We start from the raw sequence: 14,994 nt of genomic DNA, 5'->3' as shown, positions 1-14,994 counted from the left end.
TGTTTTTTTGATGTTACCAATAGCGCGTTTGTTTGCTATATTGAGCGATATCGAACATTTGTGAGCTTAAACGAAAGTGCAAGAGGTAGCGAACGTGGAAACCAAAGATCTGATTGTGATAGGCGGAGGCATCAACGGTGCCGGTATCGCGGCAGATGCCGCCGGGCGTGGTTTATCCGTACTGATGCTGGAAGCGCGCGATCTCGCCTGCGCCACCTCCAGCGCCAGCTCAAAGCTGATTCACGGCGGGCTGCGCTACCTTGAACACTACGAATTCCGTCTGGTCAGCGAAGCGCTGGCCGAACGTGAAGTGCTGCTAAAAATGGCGCCGCATCTCGCATTCCCGATGCGCTTCCGCCTACCGCACCGCCCGCATCTGCGCCCGGCGTGGATGATCCGTATTGGTCTGTTTATGTACGATCACCTGGGAAAACGCACCAGCTTACCCAGCTCAACCGGTTTGCGATTTGGCGCAGAGTCGGTACTTAAACCTGAAATCGTGCGCGGTTTCGAATATTCCGACTGCTGGGTAGACGATGCGCGGCTGGTGCTGGCGAACGCGCAGATGGTGGTGCGCAAAGGCGGCGAGGTTCGTACCCGCACCCGTGCCATCTCCGCCCGGCGTGAAAACGGGCTGTGGATTGTCGAGGCGGAAGATATCGACAGCGGCGAGAAGTTTACCTGGCAGGCGCGGGGCCTGGTGAACGCTACCGGCCCGTGGGTCAAACACTTCTTTGATGAAGGGATGCACCTGCGCTCCCCTTACGGCATCCGCCTGATTAAGGGCAGCCACATCGTGGTACCGCGCGTACATACCCAGAAGCAGGCCTATATTCTGCAAAACGAAGACAAGCGAATTGTGTTCGTGATCCCGTGGATGGACGAGTTCTCGATAATCGGCACCACCGACGTGGAGTACAACGGCGATCCGCAGAAAGTGGCGATCGATGAAAAAGAGATTAGCTACCTGCTCAACGCCTACAACGCGCACTTTAAAAAGACGCTGTCCCGCGACGATATCGTCTGGACCTATTCCGGCGTCCGCCCGCTGTGCGACGATGAATCTGATTCACCGCAGGCGATTACCCGCGACTATACGCTCGATATTCATGACGAAAACGGCCAGGCGCCGCTGCTGTCGGTCTTTGGCGGCAAGCTCACGACCTACCGCAAGCTGGCAGAGCACGCGCTGGAAAAGCTGACGCCGTACTATAAAGGCATCGGCCCGGCGTGGACCAAAACTGCCGTTCTGCCCGGGGGCGAGATCGACGGCGATCGCGACGATTACGCCGCCAAACTGCGCCGCCGCTTCGCATTTATCAGCGAATCAATGGCGCGTCACTACGCCCGCACCTACGGCAGCAACAGCGAGTGGGTGCTCGGCGAGGCGACATCGCTTGCCGATCTGGGCGAAGATTTTGGCCACGAGTTCTATGAAGCCGAGCTGAAATACCTCGTGGAGCATGAGTGGGTGCGCAGCCTCGATGACGCCATCTGGCGTCGTACCAAACAGGGCATGTGGCTCAGCGCCGGGCAGCAGGCGCGCATTAGCGAATGGCTGGCGCAGCACGTGGGAAAGTCTGAGCTCTCTCTGGCCTCGTAGGCGCCCCGGCGGGGTTTCTCGCCGGTCGCTAAGCGCACGGGAAGGCGCGGCCTGAGGGGTTCAAAAAAGATAAAAAAACGGGGCCTGATGGCCCCGTTTTTTATGGCATCGCGGCGGTTACAGCCGCACCGGATCGATATGCCAGATATGGTCGGCATACTCTTTAATCGTCCGGTCAGAAGAGAAGTAGCCCATATTGGCGATGTTGAGCATCGCTTTGTTGGCCCACTCTTCCGGGTGACGGTAGAGCTCGTCCACTTTATCCTGACAATCGACGTAGCTACGATAATCCGCCAGCACCTGATAGTGGTCGCCAAAGTTAATCAGCGAATCCAGCAGGTCGCGATAGCGGCCGGGCTCCGACGGACTGAACAGGCCGGTACCGATCTGCGTCAGCGTCTGATGCAGCTCCGGATCCTGCTCGTAGTAGTCGCGCGGTTTGTAGCCGCTGCGGCGCAGCGCCTCAACCTCCTCCGCGGTATTGCCGAAGATGAAGATATTCTCTTCGCCCACGTGCTCGAGCATTTCAACGTTAGCCCCGTCGAGGGTACCAATGGTCAGCGCGCCGTTGAGCGCAAACTTCATGTTACTGGTCCCGGAGGCTTCCGTTCCCGCCAGCGAGATCTGCTCGGAGAGATCCGCCGCCGGAATAATCAGCTGGGCCAGGCTGACGCTGTAGTTAGGGATAAACACGATCTTCAGCTTATCGCCGATCTGCGGATCGTTGTTGACCACCGCCGCCACGTCGTTAATGAGATGAATAATGTGCTTGGCCATGTAGTAGGCCGAAGCGGCTTTCCCGGCGAAGATATTGACCCGCGGCACCCACTCGGCGTCGGGATCGGCCTTGATGCGGTTATAGCGCGCAATCACGTGCAGCACGTTCATCAGCTGACGCTTGTACTCGTGGATGCGCTTGATCTGCACATCAAACAGCGCCTTCGGATTAACCACCACGTTAAGCTGCTGGCCGATATAGTTTGCCAGCCGCTGCTTGTTCTCCAGCTTCGCCTGGCGCACCGCCTGGTTCACCGTCGGATAATCAATATGCTGCTCCAGCTCCTTGAGCTGGCTGAGATCGGTGCGCCAGGTGCGGCCAATATTTTCATCCAGCACCTTCGACAGCGGCGGATTCGCCAACGCCAGCCAGCGGCGCGGGGTTACGCCGTTGGTCACGTTGGTGAAGCGCATCGGGAAAATCCGCGCAAACTCGGCGAACAGCGACTCCACCATCAGCCTCGAGTGCAGCTCGGAAACGCCGTTCACCTTATGGCTAATGACCACCGCCAGCCAAGCCATCCGCACCCGGCGGCCGTTGGACTCATCGATAATCGAGGTCCGGCTCAGCAGCGCGGTATCGTTGGGATACTGCTCCTGCAGCGTCTTGAGGAAGTAGTCGTTAATCTCAAAGATAATCTGCAGATGGCGCGGCAGAATTTTACCCAGCATATCGACAGGCCAGGTCTCCAGCGCTTCGCTCATCAGGGTATGGTTGGTGTAGGAGAAGACCTGGCAGGTCACCTCGAACGCCTCATCCCAGCTAAACTTATGCTCGTCAATCAGCAGACGCATCAGCTCAGGGATCGACAGCACCGGGTGGGTGTCGTTGAGGTGGATAGCGATTTTGTCGGCCAGGTTGGCGTAGGTTTTATGCAGCTGATAGTGGCGGCTAAGGATATCCTGCACCGTCGCGGAGACGAGGAAATACTCCTGACGCAGGCGCAGCTCGCGCCCGGAATAGGTGGAGTCATCCGGATAGAGCACGCGGGATACGTTTTCGGAGTGGTTTTTATCTTCTACCGCCGCGAAGTAGTCGCCCTGGTTGAATTTACCGAGGTTGATTTCGCTGCTGGCCTGAGCGCTCCACAGCCGCAGGGTATTGGTGGCATCGGTATCGAAGCCCGGGATAATCTGATCGTAGGCTTCCGCAAGGATCTCTTCGGTTTCCACCCAGCGGGAGTTTTTCCCCTCCTGCTGAATTCGGCCGCCAAAGCGCACTTTGTAGCGCGTGTTATGGCGCTCAAACTCCCACGGGTTGCCGTATTCCAGCCAGTAGTCCGGCGACTCCTTCTGCCGACCGTCGACGATATTCTGCTTAAACATCCCGTAGTCATAGCGGATGCCGTAGCCGCGACCCGGCAGGCCGAGGGCCGCCAGAGAGTCGAGGAAGCAGGCCGCCAGGCGCCCGAGCCCGCCGTTGCCCAGCCCCGGGTCATTCTCCTCGTCGATCAGCTCTTCAAGGTTGAGCCCCATCTCTTCCAGCGCGTTGTTGACATCTTCATAGATACCCAGCGATAGCAGCGCGTTAGAGAGAGTGCGGCCAATCAGAAACTCCATCGACAGGTAGTAAACCTGTCGAACTTCCTGCGAAAGCTGGGCGCGGTTAGAGCGCAGCCAGCGCTCCACCATTCGGTCACGCACGGCGAACAGCGTGGCGTTAAGCCATTCATGTTTATTGGCGATCGCCGGATCTTTGCCGATGATAAACATCAGCTTATAGGCGATAGAGTGCTTCAGTGCCTCAACGCTCAGCGTGGGTGATGCGTAGCTAAAGGGTACATTCATCGCAATGACTCCTGTGGTTACATCAAGCGTTGATAAAGTTCGCGATAAGAGTTCGCTGCGACCTGCCAGCTAAAATCCATATTCATCGCCTGGCGCTGCACGTAACGCCAGAGCGAAGGGCGCGACCACAGAACGAATGCGCGCCGAATTGCTCGCAGTAGCGACAAGGCATTGCTGTCTTCAAAGACAAACCCGCTGGCCAGGCCATCGGCCAGGTTTTCCAGGGAGCTGTCGGTGACGGTATCCGCCAGGCCGCCGGTACGCCGTACCAGCGGCAGGGTGCCGTACTTGAGGCCATACAGCTGCGTCAGCCCGCACGGTTCAAAGCGGCTGGGAACCAGGATGACGTCGGCGCCGCCCATAATGCGGTGTGAGAAGGCTTCATGATAGCCAATCTGCACGCCCACTTTGCCCGGATGCTCGGCCGCTGCGGCCAGGAAGCCCTCCTGCAGCACCGGATCGCCGGCGCCCAGCAGCGCCAGCTGCCCGCCCTGCTCCAGCAGGCCCGGCAGCGCTTCAAGCACCAGGTCCAGCCCCTTCTGGCTGGTCAGGCGGCTGACCACGGCAAACAGCGGCGCCTTGTCGTCCACCTTCAGCCCCATCGCAATTTGCAGCTGGCGCTTGTTCTCCGCTTTATCTTCGAGACTATCGCGGTCGTAGCGCGCGGCCAGCAGCAGGTCGTTTTGCGGATTCCAGATGTTTGAATCCACGCCGTTAAGGATGCCCGACAGGCGCCCCTCGTGCTGCCGCTGGCGCAGCAGCCCCTCCATGCCGTAAGCAAACTGCGGTTCGGTTATCTCTCGGGCGTAGGTCGGGCTGACCGCCGTAATATGGTCGGCATAATAGAGGCCCGCTTTCAGGAACGAGAGCTGGCCGTTGAACTCGAGGCCGTGCATGTTATAGAACGACCACGGCAGCTCAATCTCGTTCATATGCCAGGAGTAGAACATCCCCTGATAGGCCAGGTTGTGCACCGTGAAAACCGATTTCGCCGGGTGGCCGCGCGCCGCCAGATAGGCCGGGGTCAGGCCCGCATGCCAGTCGTGGGCGTGCACAACGTCAGGGCGCCAGAAGGGATCCAGCCCACAGGCCATTTCGCTGCCTACCCAGCCAAGCAGCGCAAAGCGCAGCACGTTATCGGTGTAGGCATGCTGGTTGGTATCGTGGTAAGGGCTCCCCGGGCGATCGTAAAGATGTGGTGCATCAATCAGATAGATGCCCACGCCGTTAAAATGGCCAAACAGCAGCGTGATGCGGCCGGCAAAGGTGTCTCTGCGCGTCACCACCTGCGCATCGGTTATCCCGCGACGAATATCAGGAAACGCGGGCAGCAGCACGCGCGTATCGATACCTTCTGCAATTTGTGCCGCAGGCAGCGCGCCGATGACATCCGCCAGACCGCCGGTTTTTAACAGCGGGAACATCTCTGAACATACGTGTAAGACCTGCATTATCGCTCCTGTGAGTGCCCCAACTTCCGCAACATATCCCGGGTGACCAGCACAATACCTTCCTCTGAGCGGTAGAACCGACGCGCATCTTCTTCCGCGTGTTCACCAATCACCATGCCTTCCGGAATCACGCAGGCGCGGTCGATCACGCAGCGGCGCAGGCGGCACGAGCGTCCGACCCAAACTTCTGGCAATAAGACTGCCGAATCAATGTTACAGAATGAGTTCACCCGCACGCGCGGGAACAGCACCGACTGCACCACCACCGAACCGGAGATAATACAGCCGCCGGAGACCAGCGAGTTCAGCGTCATGCCGTGGCTACCGGAGCGATCCTGAACGAATTTAGCCGGCGGCAGCGACTCCATGTGGGTGCGAATCGGCCAGTTCTGATCGTACATATCCAGCTCCGGCGTCACCGATGCCAGGTCGAGGTTGGCTTTCCAGTAAGCCTCGAGCGTCCCCACGTCGCGCCAGTAGGGTTCGGCCTCGGGATCCGACTGAACGCAGGAGAGTGGGAAAGGATGTGCATAAGCCATGCCAGCTTCGGTTATCTTCGGAATGATATCTTTGCCGAAGTCGTGGCTGGAGTTTTCATCGTTATCATCTTCCGCCAGCAGCTCATAAAGATAATCGGCATCAAAGACATAGATACCCATGCTGGCCAGCGATTTGCTGGCATCGCTCGGCATGGCGGGCGGCACGGCAGGCTTTTCAACAAACTCAATGATCTTGTCGCTCTCATCAACCGCCATCACGCCGAAAGCGGATGCCTCTTCGATGGGCACCGGCATACAGGCCACGGTGCAGCGCGCCCCTTTTTCGACGTGATCGATAAGCATGCGCGAGTAGTCCTGCTTATAGATATGATCGCCGGCGAGGATCACCACGTACTCCGCCTTGTAGCGGCGAATAATATCGAGGTTCTGGGTCACCGCATCCGCAGTACCGCGATACCAGTTTTCACCATGCACGCGCTGCTGCGCCGGAAGCAAATCGACGAACTCGTTCATCTCTTCGCTAAAGAACGACCAGCCGCGCTGGATATGCTGTACCAGCGTGTGCGATTGATACTGGGTGATAACGCCAATGCGGCGAATACCTGAGTTAATGCAGTTAGATAATGCGAAATCGATAATGCGAAACTTACCGCCAAAATGGACGGCCGGTTTTGCGCGCTTAATCGTTAAATCTTTCAGTCGGGTACCGCGACCACCCGCAAGAATCAACGCAACGGTTTTGATGGGCAGCTGACGCGCCAGCATCAACGGATCGTTCTTTTCTAGCCTAACCATGATTAACTCCTTTTTACATCCCAGCCTTCCTGCCCTTCCCGCCGCGTTGCCGCCGCGAAACTTACCGGAAGCCTCAGGGCTTACGACCTTTGAAATACGCACACTCCGTGCGCGGGCCCATGCCAGACATCCATGATGACCGGATTGTTCTCTCCGGCGAACGGAAGAACGGCGTGCCATTCCCCCGCGGGTAATTCCATATTTGTGACTTCTGGGGTGGCGTTCAGCGTTATCAGCCAGCGTTCGGATAGCTGGATCTGCAAACGCATCACGCCGTGCTGCCACTCATCAGCGCTCAGCGGCTGAGCGTGTTGATTTAGCCAGCGAACGCTGCCGTCTCCCTCCTGCCACCAGCGGTTGCCGGTTAAGGCGGGGATACGGCGGCGTAGATGAATAAGCGCTGCGGTGAACGCGGTTAGCCCGCGGTTCGCCTTGCCCCAGTCGAGCCAGGTCAGCGCGTTATCCTGACAGTACGCATTATTGTTGCCATGCTGGCTATGGCCGTGTTCATCACCCGCCAGCAGCATCGGCGTTCCCTGCGACAGCAGGAGCGTCACCAGCAGGGCGTGAACGCTGTCCCGGCGCCTTTCAATCACGTCGAGCGTAGCCTCTAAACCCTCTATACCATGATTGCTGCTGTAGTTATTGTTAGTCCCATCGCGATTCTCTTCACCGTTCGCCTCATTATGTTTCTGATTGAAACAGACGCAGTCGCGCAGGGTGAAGCCATCATGGGCGGTAATCAGATTTACCGCCGCCGCCGGCTGCCGCTCGCTGCGCTGAAAGAGATCGCTGGAAGCGGCAAAGCGCTGGGCGAACTCCCCCAACGAGGCGTTTTGCTGCAACCAGAAACGGCGCGAAACATCGCGGAAGTGGTCGTTCCACTCGGCAAACAGCGGCGGGAAGTTGCCCACCTGATAGCCGCCGGCGCCGATATCCCAGGGCTCAGCAATCAGCTTCACCTCCGCCAGCTGCGGATCGCGGCGGATCGCCTCAAACAGCGGCGCATCCTGACGAAACTCAGGCGTCCGTCCCATAACCGAGGCCAGATCGAAGCGGAAGCCGTCAACGTGACACTCATCCACCCAGAAACGCAGGCACTGGCAGGCGTACTCCACCACCCCAGGATGGCTGAGGTTGATGGTGTTCCCGCAGCCGGTCCAGTTGTGGTAGTCGCCGTCTTCTCTTATCCAATAATAGCTACGGTTATCGATTCCGCGCAGGGAGAAGGTCGGCCCTTCAAGATCGATTTCAGCGCTGTGGTTCAGCACCACGTCGAGGATCACCTCGATACCTGCGGCGTGAAGCGCCTTCACCGCGTCGCGAAATTCGTCGAGCGCGCGCTCGGGCTGGCTGGCGTAGCGCGGGTCGAGGGCGAAAATCGCCAGCGGGTTGTAGCCCCAGTAGTTGCTCAACCCCATCCGCTGCAGGCGCGGTTCGCTGGCAAACTGCGCCACCGGCATCAGCTCCAGCGCGGTAATACCCAGCGTATTGAAATAGTCGATCATCACCGGATGACCCAGCGCCCGGTAGGTGCCGCGAATCTCCTCCGGCAGTCCGGGATGCAGGTACGTCAGCCCTTTGACGTGGGCTTCATAAATGACCGTCTGACCCCAGGGCGTGCGCGGCGGCTTGTCGCCCAGCCAGTCGTAATGCAGGTCAACAACCCGCGACTTCGGTGCGATTGCCGCGCTATCGCGGTTATCGGGCTGCCGATCGCCGCCGTGAAGACGCTCATCGTCAGGCAGCGCGCCATCCACCCGGTGGCAGCAGGGATCGAGCAGCAGCTTCGCCGGGTTAAAGCGATGCCCCTGCTCGGGCTCCCACGGGCCGTGGACGCGATAGCCGTAGCGCAAACCTGGGCCAACGCCGGCCAGCCAGCCGTGCCAGACGTCGCCGCTGCGCGCGGGTAGATCAACACGTCGTTCGTTCCCCTGCTCATCGAACAGGCATAGCTCTACCCGCTCGGCATGGGCGGAAAAGAGGGTAAAGTTCACCCCCTTTCCGTCATAGCTGGCGCCCAGCGGAGCGGGCTTTCCTGGCGAGAGCGTCGTCATTCCGCCTCCCGCACCAGCCAGACGGTTGCCAGCGGTGGCAGGGTAATCGACAGCGAGTTCTCGCGGCCGTGGCTGGCGATAGCCTCGCTTTCCACAATTCCGCAGTTACCGGTATTGCTGCCGTGGTAGTGCATCGAGTCGGTATTCAGCTCTTCGCGCCAGCGACCCGGCTGGTTAATCCCGAAGCGATAGCCGTGACGCGGTACCGGCGTGAAGTTGCTGGCAACGATGATCTCATTCCCCGCCTTATCGCGACGGACGAAGATAAACACCGAGCGCTCGTGGTCGTCTACAACCAGCCATTCGAAGCCGTAGCGGTCAAAATCAAGCTCGTGCAGCGCCTTGTGACGACGATAGGTATGGTTCAGGTCGCGAACCAGACGCTGGACGCCGTGGTGCCAGTTGTCGCCGCCTTCCAGCAGATGCCAGTCGAGGCTGGCGTCGTGGTTCCACTCCCGCCCTTGGGCAAACTCGTTGCCCATAAACAGCAGCTTTTTACCGGGGAAGGCAAACAGCCAGCCGTAGTAGGCGCGCAGGTTGGCAAACTTCTGCCACGCATCGCCTGGCATGCGGTCAAGAATCGACTTTTTGCCGTGGACCACTTCATCGTGGGAGAGCGGCAGAACGAAGTTCTCGGTGTAGTTGTAGAGCATGCCGAAGGTCATCTTGTCATGATGATGACGGCGGTGAACCGGATCGAGCTTCATGTAGTCGAGGGTGTCGTGCATCCAGCCGAGGTTCCATTTGAACCAGAAGCCGAGCCCGCCCGTCGAGGAGGGACGCGAAACGCCGGCAAAGTCGGTGGACTCTTCGGCCATGGTGACCGCGCCAGGGGTCTGTTCGCCGAGCACGCGGTTGGTATTACGCAGGAACTCAATCGCTTCCAGGTTTTCCCGTCCGCCGAACTCATTCGGCACCCACTCGCCCTCTTTACGGCTGTAGTCGCGGTAGATCATCGAGGCCACCGCATCGACGCGCAGGGCGTCAATGCCGAAACGCTCAATCCAGTACAGCGCGTTGCCCACGAGGAAGTTGCTGACCTCGCGGCGGCCGTAGTTGTAGATCAGGGTATTCCAGTCCTGGTGATAGCCTTCGCGCGGGTCGCTGTGTTCGTACAGCGAGGTCCCGTCAAACGCCGCGAGGGCAAAGTCATCGGAGGGGAAATGCCCCGGCACCCAGTCGAGGATCACGTTGAGGCCCGCGGCGTGGGCGGCGTGAATGAAGTAGCGGAAATCTTCGCGGGTACCAAAGCGTCGGGTCGGCGCGTACAGCCCGGTGGGCTGATAGCCCCAGCTGCCGTCAAACGGGTGCTCGTTAACCGGCAGCAGCTCCAGATGGGTAAAGCCCATCCATTTGGCATAAGGCACCAGCTGGTCCGCCAGCTCGCGATAGCTCAGCCAGAAGTTGTTATCGGTATGGCGACGCCAGGAGCCCAGATGAACCTCATAAATCGAAATCGGCGCATCGAACTGGTTCGCCTGCTTGCGCTCCGGCGGCTGGGCAATTTTATCCGGCAGGCCGCAGATCAGCGAGGCGGTATCCGGGCGCATCTGCGCTTCAAAGGCGTAAGGGTCGGACTTCACCCGCAGGTGGCCGTGCGCGTCGATCATCTCAAATTTATACAGCTGGCCGTTCTGCGCGCCGGGGACAAACAGCTCCCAAATCCCCGACTCTTTACGCAGGCGCATCGGGTGGCGGCGTCCGTCCCAGTAGTTGAACTGGCCGACCACGGAAACCCGGCGGGCGTTTGGCGCCCACACCGAGAAGCGCGTGCCGGTAATGCCGTCCATCGTATCGGCATGGGCACCGAGCGTTTCATACGGCCGCAGATGGGTACCTTCGGAGAGCAGCCAGACGTCCAGATCCTGCAGCAGCGGGCCAAAGCGGTAAGGGTCATCAATCAGATTGAGCTGACCATGCCAGGTGACGGCCAGCTGATAGCGAAAAGCATTTTTTCGACGCGGCAGAGTGCCGCAAAAGAAACCGCGCGAGTCGAGGCACTCAAGCTTGCCGACTTTGCGTCCGGTTTTCGGTTCAATCACCCACACATCGGTGGCATCGGGTAACAACGCGCGTACTTCCAGCCCGGCATCGGTGGCGTGCATGCCCAGCACGGAAAAAGGGTCCGCAAAATGACCGGCAATTAGCGCGTTAATCACGTCTCTATCAATATGATTAGACATGGTTTCATCCTGTTGTAAGTGCCGCCCTTTCCTGTATCTGGCGACTTTTTTTGACCTGAACGGTGCAGCACACTGTGCATCCTTCTGCTCCGTCCCACCTTCAGGTAAGGAAACGTCGTTCCTTACTAAAGCATAGCCAAGGCTTTCTTACCCCCGTTGAGAAAAATCAAACATCCGCGTTTACTCCTTGTATTACGCAAAAAAAGGGGGTGTCAGACACCCCCTTTTTATTCATCCTGTGATTACGCCAGCTGCCGTAGCATCCGGCGCAGCGGCTCGGCTGCGCCCCACAGCAGCTGGTCGCCGACGGTGAAGGCCGAGAGATACTCCGGCCCCATATTCAGCTTACGCAGGCGACCAACCGGCGTCGTCAGGGTGCCGGTGACGGCAGCCGGAGTCAGCTCGCGCATGGTAATATCACGATCGTTAGGGACCACTTTCGCCCACGGGTTGTGCGCTGCCAGCAGCTCCTCAACGGTCGGGATAGAAACGTCTTTTTTCAGCTTGATGGTGAACGCCTGGCTGTGGCAGCGCAGCGCGCCAACGCGCACGCACAGGCCGTCAACCGGAATGGCCGCTGAGGTGGCGAGGATTTTGTTGGTCTCCGCCTGGCCCTTCCACTCTTCACGGCTCTGGCCGTTATCCAGCTGCTTGTCGATCCACGGGATCAGGCTACCGGCCAGCGGTACGCCAAAGTTATCTACCGCCAGATCGCCGCTGCGGGTGAGCGAGGTGACCTTGCGCTCAATCTCCAGAATAGCGGAAGCCGGATTAGCCAGCTCCGTCGCAACGTGGCTGTGCAGCTGGCCCATCTGGGTCAGCAGTTCACGCATGTGGCGCGCGCCGCCGCCGGAGGCCGCCTGGTAAGTCGCGACGCTGACCCACTCGACTAAATCCTGTGCAAACAGGCCGCCGAGGGACATCAGCATCAGGCTGACGGTACAGTTGCCGCCAACGAAGGTCTTCACGCCATTATTCAGGCCGGCGGTAATCACGTCCTGGTTAACCGGGTCAAGAATAATGATGGCGTCGTCCTTCATGCGCAGCGAAGACGCGGCGTCAATCCAGTAACCCTGCCAGCCGCTTTCACGCAGCTTCGGATATACGTCGTTGGTATAATCGCCGCCCTGGCATGTCACAATGATATCCAGCGCCTTCAGTGCTTCCAGGTCAAACGCGTCCTGAAGCGTACCGCCGGTGCTGCCACCGAATGATGGAGCAGGTTGCCCCAGCTGAGAGGTGGAGAAAAAAACAGGGCGAATGGCGTCGAAATCGCGCTCTTCAACCATGCGTTGCATGAGTACAGAGCCGACCATTCCGCGCCAGCCGATAAAACCAACATTTTTCATAACGTATTTCCTGGGAGATGTGTGCTGTTTGTGCCAAGCCAGTTTCCTACTGGATCATCCTTCACATTACAAAATGCTGCTAAAGTCGCAAGTGAAATTAATCAATGATTGCCCGGCAATCAGTAAAGCAACTTATCTTATGCAGCATCCCCAGCCATCGGCATTCAGGAAAACCTTAAAGATTATCGGGGAAAGCGTGGCGAAAAGGGAATAATTTCCGCCGCGTTTTTATTGATCTGGATTATGGATTTACGCGGAAAATGGGCCGCTAACCGCAGCGCAGCAAAACCCGACAAACCCTTGCGCTGCGGGGGCTGCTGAGACGTCAGGCTTTTGTCGTAGCGCTCATTATGGCGCGGAGTCAGGCGAAAAAGGGGGCATGGATGCGGGCAGGAAGCGAGGATAAAAACGGCGTCTGCCGTCAGGCGAAAAGAGCCCGGCAGCGCTGTGCCGGACTCGCTTATTTAACGTTTAGCTGAGTAGCGAAAACGCAATCATACCGACAATGGCGCCGGTGGTGCCGAGAATGGTTTCCATCATGGTCCAGGTCTTCAGCGTCTGGGCTTCCGTTGCGCCGGTAAACTTACCGAACAGCCAGAAGCCCGCGTCGTTGACGTGGCTCACGACGATTGAACCGCCGGCGATACAAATCGACAGGGCCGCCATTTGCGCGCCGCTGTAGTTCAGCTGCTCGATAACCGGCATCACCAGACCAACCGCCGTTAAGCAGGCGACCGTCGCAGAGCCCTGGATAATGCGCACCGCGGCCGCCAGCACGAAGCAGGTAATCGCAATTGGCAGACCCATACCGGTCAGCGCTTCACCGAGCGCCGGGCCGACGCCGGAATCCACCAGCACCTGCTTAAAGACGCCACCGGCACCGATGACCAGCAGGATAATCCCCGCAGGCTGCAGCGCGTGGCCGCAGATCTCCATCACCCGATCTTTCGCCATCCCCTGACGTACCGCCAGGCCATAAATCGCCACCAGGCACGCTACCAGAATCGCGGTGAACGGATGGCCGATAAATTCGAACCATTCATAGGTGCTCGAGCCAACCGGGACAAAGCGCGCGGCGACCGTTTTCAGCCCCACCAGCACCAGCGGCAGCAGGATCAGCGACAGGCTAAAGGCGAACGACGGCATCTTGCCTTCACCGAGGCTCGGCTCGCTGATGTCGTCAGGAATATGCAGTTCGACATAGCGGCTGATAAAGTTGCCCCACAGCGGTCCGGCGATCAGCATCCCCGGGATCGCGGCGCAGAGGCCAATCAGGATCATCCAGCCAAAATCGGCGTGCATTTGCGACGCCAGCAGCATAGGCGCGGGCCCCGGCAGCAGAAATGCCGCAGCGGCGGCAACGCCGGCAAACAGCGGAATGACCAGCTTCACCAGGTTGGTGCCGGTATGGCGCGCCATCGAGAAGGCAACGCTAATCAGCAGCACGATAGCCACTTCGAAAAACAGCGGCAGCGCGCAGATAAGGCCGGCCAGGCCAATGGCGTAATGCGCCCGGCTGTGGCCGAAAGACTTCAGCATCTTAACGGCTATCTGGTCGACGGCGCCGGTTTCATGAAGGATCTTACCGAACATCGCCCCCAGCGCCACGACGATCGCCAGAAAGCCGAGTGTCCCACCCATCCCTTTTTCCATGGTTGCCGCAATTTTATCCAGCGGCATCCCGGAAAAGAGACCTGCACCAATAGAAACCACCATCAAGGCCACGAAGGCATGCATACGCGCCTTCATGACTAAAAACAGCAGCAGCAAAACGGAGCCGACTGCTGTTAAAACAAGCGTTAATGTACTCACTAGTTACTGCCTTTGTTGATCACCTCAATGGTGCTCGCGACCACGCCTTCCAGCGATTGATCAATATCGACGATTAACACATCGCCTTCGTCTGCGCCGGGCTCCTGCAGGGTTTCAAACTGCGTTACCAGCATCTGGGTTTTGAAGAAGTGGCCTTTGCGCGCCTTCAGACGACTTTCGATCAGGTCGAAATCACCTTTCAGGTAGACGAAGGAGAGGTTCGGGTTGCCTTTGCGCAGGATGTCGCGATAGCTTTTTTTCAGCGCCGAGCACACGATAAGCGACACTTTATTGGTCCGCTGCATGGCGAAGGCGGCGTCGTTCAGCGCCTGAAGCCACGGCGTGCGGTCGTCGTCATTCAGCGGCTCGCCGGAAGCCATCTTGTTGATATTGCTACGCGGATGCAGAAAGTCGCCGTCGAGAAACGCGGCATGCAGCTGATGCGCCACTTCGCTGGCGACAGCGGATTTTCCACTGCCGGAAACGCCCATCAGGACATAGACGTGGTGATCATGGTTAGTCGTGCTCAAAGCTTCCTCCCACTGGACACATACGCGTCGTCCTTCAGGTCGTTTGGATTCGACGTGAACGGCGCGCGCACAGGTTGATTGTTACGGGTAACTGTTATCGGTAACATTGTCATGCCGGACTTAGGGAGAAGCAATCACCATTCGTGCCA

9 protein-coding genes are annotated in these 14,994 nt (G+C 58.7%); 1 reads left to right on the top strand and 8 read right to left on the bottom strand.

Annotation, left to right across the window (positions count from 1 at the left end):
- Window positions 1-94 precede the first annotated feature (94 nt).
- Window positions 95-1,603: a glycerol-3-phosphate dehydrogenase gene (glpD, locus tag RTE01_RS13435; RefSeq protein WP_041143030.1), complete on the top strand. Its 1,509-nt coding sequence runs from the start codon at window positions 95-97 to the stop codon at window positions 1,601-1,603.
- Between the two features lie 117 nt (window positions 1,604-1,720).
- Here the strand turns inward: glpD and glgP are convergent, their stop codons facing one another.
- The 8 genes from glgP to gntK all read right to left on the bottom strand — a co-directional run bounded on the left by glgP (window position 1,721) and on the right by gntK (window position 14,845).
- On the bottom strand, window positions 1,721-4,168 hold the full coding sequence (gene glgP, locus RTE01_RS13430) for a glycogen phosphorylase (RefSeq protein ID WP_041143031.1): 2,448 nt from the start codon (window positions 4,166-4,168) through the stop codon (window positions 1,721-1,723).
- Between the two features lie 17 nt (window positions 4,169-4,185).
- Window positions 4,186-5,619, bottom strand: coding sequence for a glycogen synthase GlgA (glgA, locus tag RTE01_RS13425; RefSeq protein WP_041143032.1), 1,434 nt, complete (start codon window positions 5,617-5,619; stop codon window positions 4,186-4,188).
- Entirely contained in the window at window positions 5,619-6,914 is a 1,296-nt protein-coding gene (gene glgC, locus RTE01_RS13420; protein ID WP_041143033.1) for a glucose-1-phosphate adenylyltransferase, read from the bottom strand. Before glgC ends, glgA begins: the two co-directional genes overlap by 1 nt.
- Window positions 6,915-6,994: 80 nt before the next feature.
- Window positions 6,995-8,971: a glycogen debranching protein GlgX gene (gene glgX / locus RTE01_RS13415; protein WP_134528012.1), complete on the bottom strand. Its 1,977-nt coding sequence runs from the start codon at window positions 8,969-8,971 to the stop codon at window positions 6,995-6,997.
- Window positions 8,968-11,154, bottom strand: coding sequence for a 1,4-alpha-glucan branching enzyme (gene glgB, locus RTE01_RS13410; RefSeq protein WP_041143035.1), 2,187 nt, complete (start codon window positions 11,152-11,154; stop codon window positions 8,968-8,970). Before glgB ends, glgX begins: the two co-directional genes overlap by 4 nt.
- 242 nt (window positions 11,155-11,396) lie before the next feature.
- On the bottom strand, window positions 11,397-12,503 hold the full coding sequence (asd, locus tag RTE01_RS13405; RefSeq protein ID WP_134528015.1) for an aspartate-semialdehyde dehydrogenase: 1,107 nt from the start codon (window positions 12,501-12,503) through the stop codon (window positions 11,397-11,399).
- A gap of 471 nt (window positions 12,504-12,974) precedes the next feature.
- The gene (gntU, locus tag RTE01_RS13400) at window positions 12,975-14,315 is read right to left on the bottom strand and encodes a gluconate transporter (protein WP_041143037.1); all 1,341 of its coding nucleotides are present in this window, start codon (window positions 14,313-14,315) and stop codon (window positions 12,975-12,977) included.
- On the bottom strand, window positions 14,315-14,845 hold the full coding sequence (gene gntK, locus RTE01_RS13395; protein WP_004868532.1) for a gluconokinase: 531 nt from the start codon (window positions 14,843-14,845) through the stop codon (window positions 14,315-14,317). The genes gntU and gntK overlap by 1 nt, the downstream gene beginning before the upstream one ends.
- Window positions 14,846-14,994: the final 149 nt, after the last annotated feature.

The organism is Klebsiella terrigena, from assembly GCF_006539725.1.
GTDB lineage: Bacteria > Pseudomonadota > Gammaproteobacteria > Enterobacterales > Enterobacteriaceae > Klebsiella > Klebsiella terrigena.
The sequence above is the reverse complement of the archived record's forward strand: the minus strand, read 5'-3'. Positions and strand labels throughout refer to the sequence as shown.

Bases quoted from the DNA above. Each gene is read 5' to 3' on its own strand.
- glgB (WP_041143035.1), bottom strand. From the start codon at position 11,154: ATGTCTAATCATATTGATAGAGACGTGATTAACGCGCTAATTGCCGGT.
- asd (WP_134528015.1), bottom strand. From the start codon at position 12,503: ATGAAAAATGTTGGTTTTATCGGCTGGCGCGGAATGGTCGGCTCTGTA.
- glgP (WP_041143031.1), bottom strand. From the start codon at position 4,168: ATGAATGTACCCTTTAGCTACGCATCACCCACGCTGAGCGTTGAGGCA.
- glgA (WP_041143032.1), bottom strand. From the start codon at position 5,619: ATGCAGGTCTTACACGTATGTTCAGAGATGTTCCCGCTGTTAAAAACC.
- glgX (WP_134528012.1), bottom strand. From the start codon at position 8,971: ATGACGACGCTCTCGCCAGGAAAGCCCGCTCCGCTGGGCGCCAGCTAT.
- glgC (WP_041143033.1), bottom strand. From the start codon at position 6,914: ATGGTTAGGCTAGAAAAGAACGATCCGTTGATGCTGGCGCGTCAGCTG.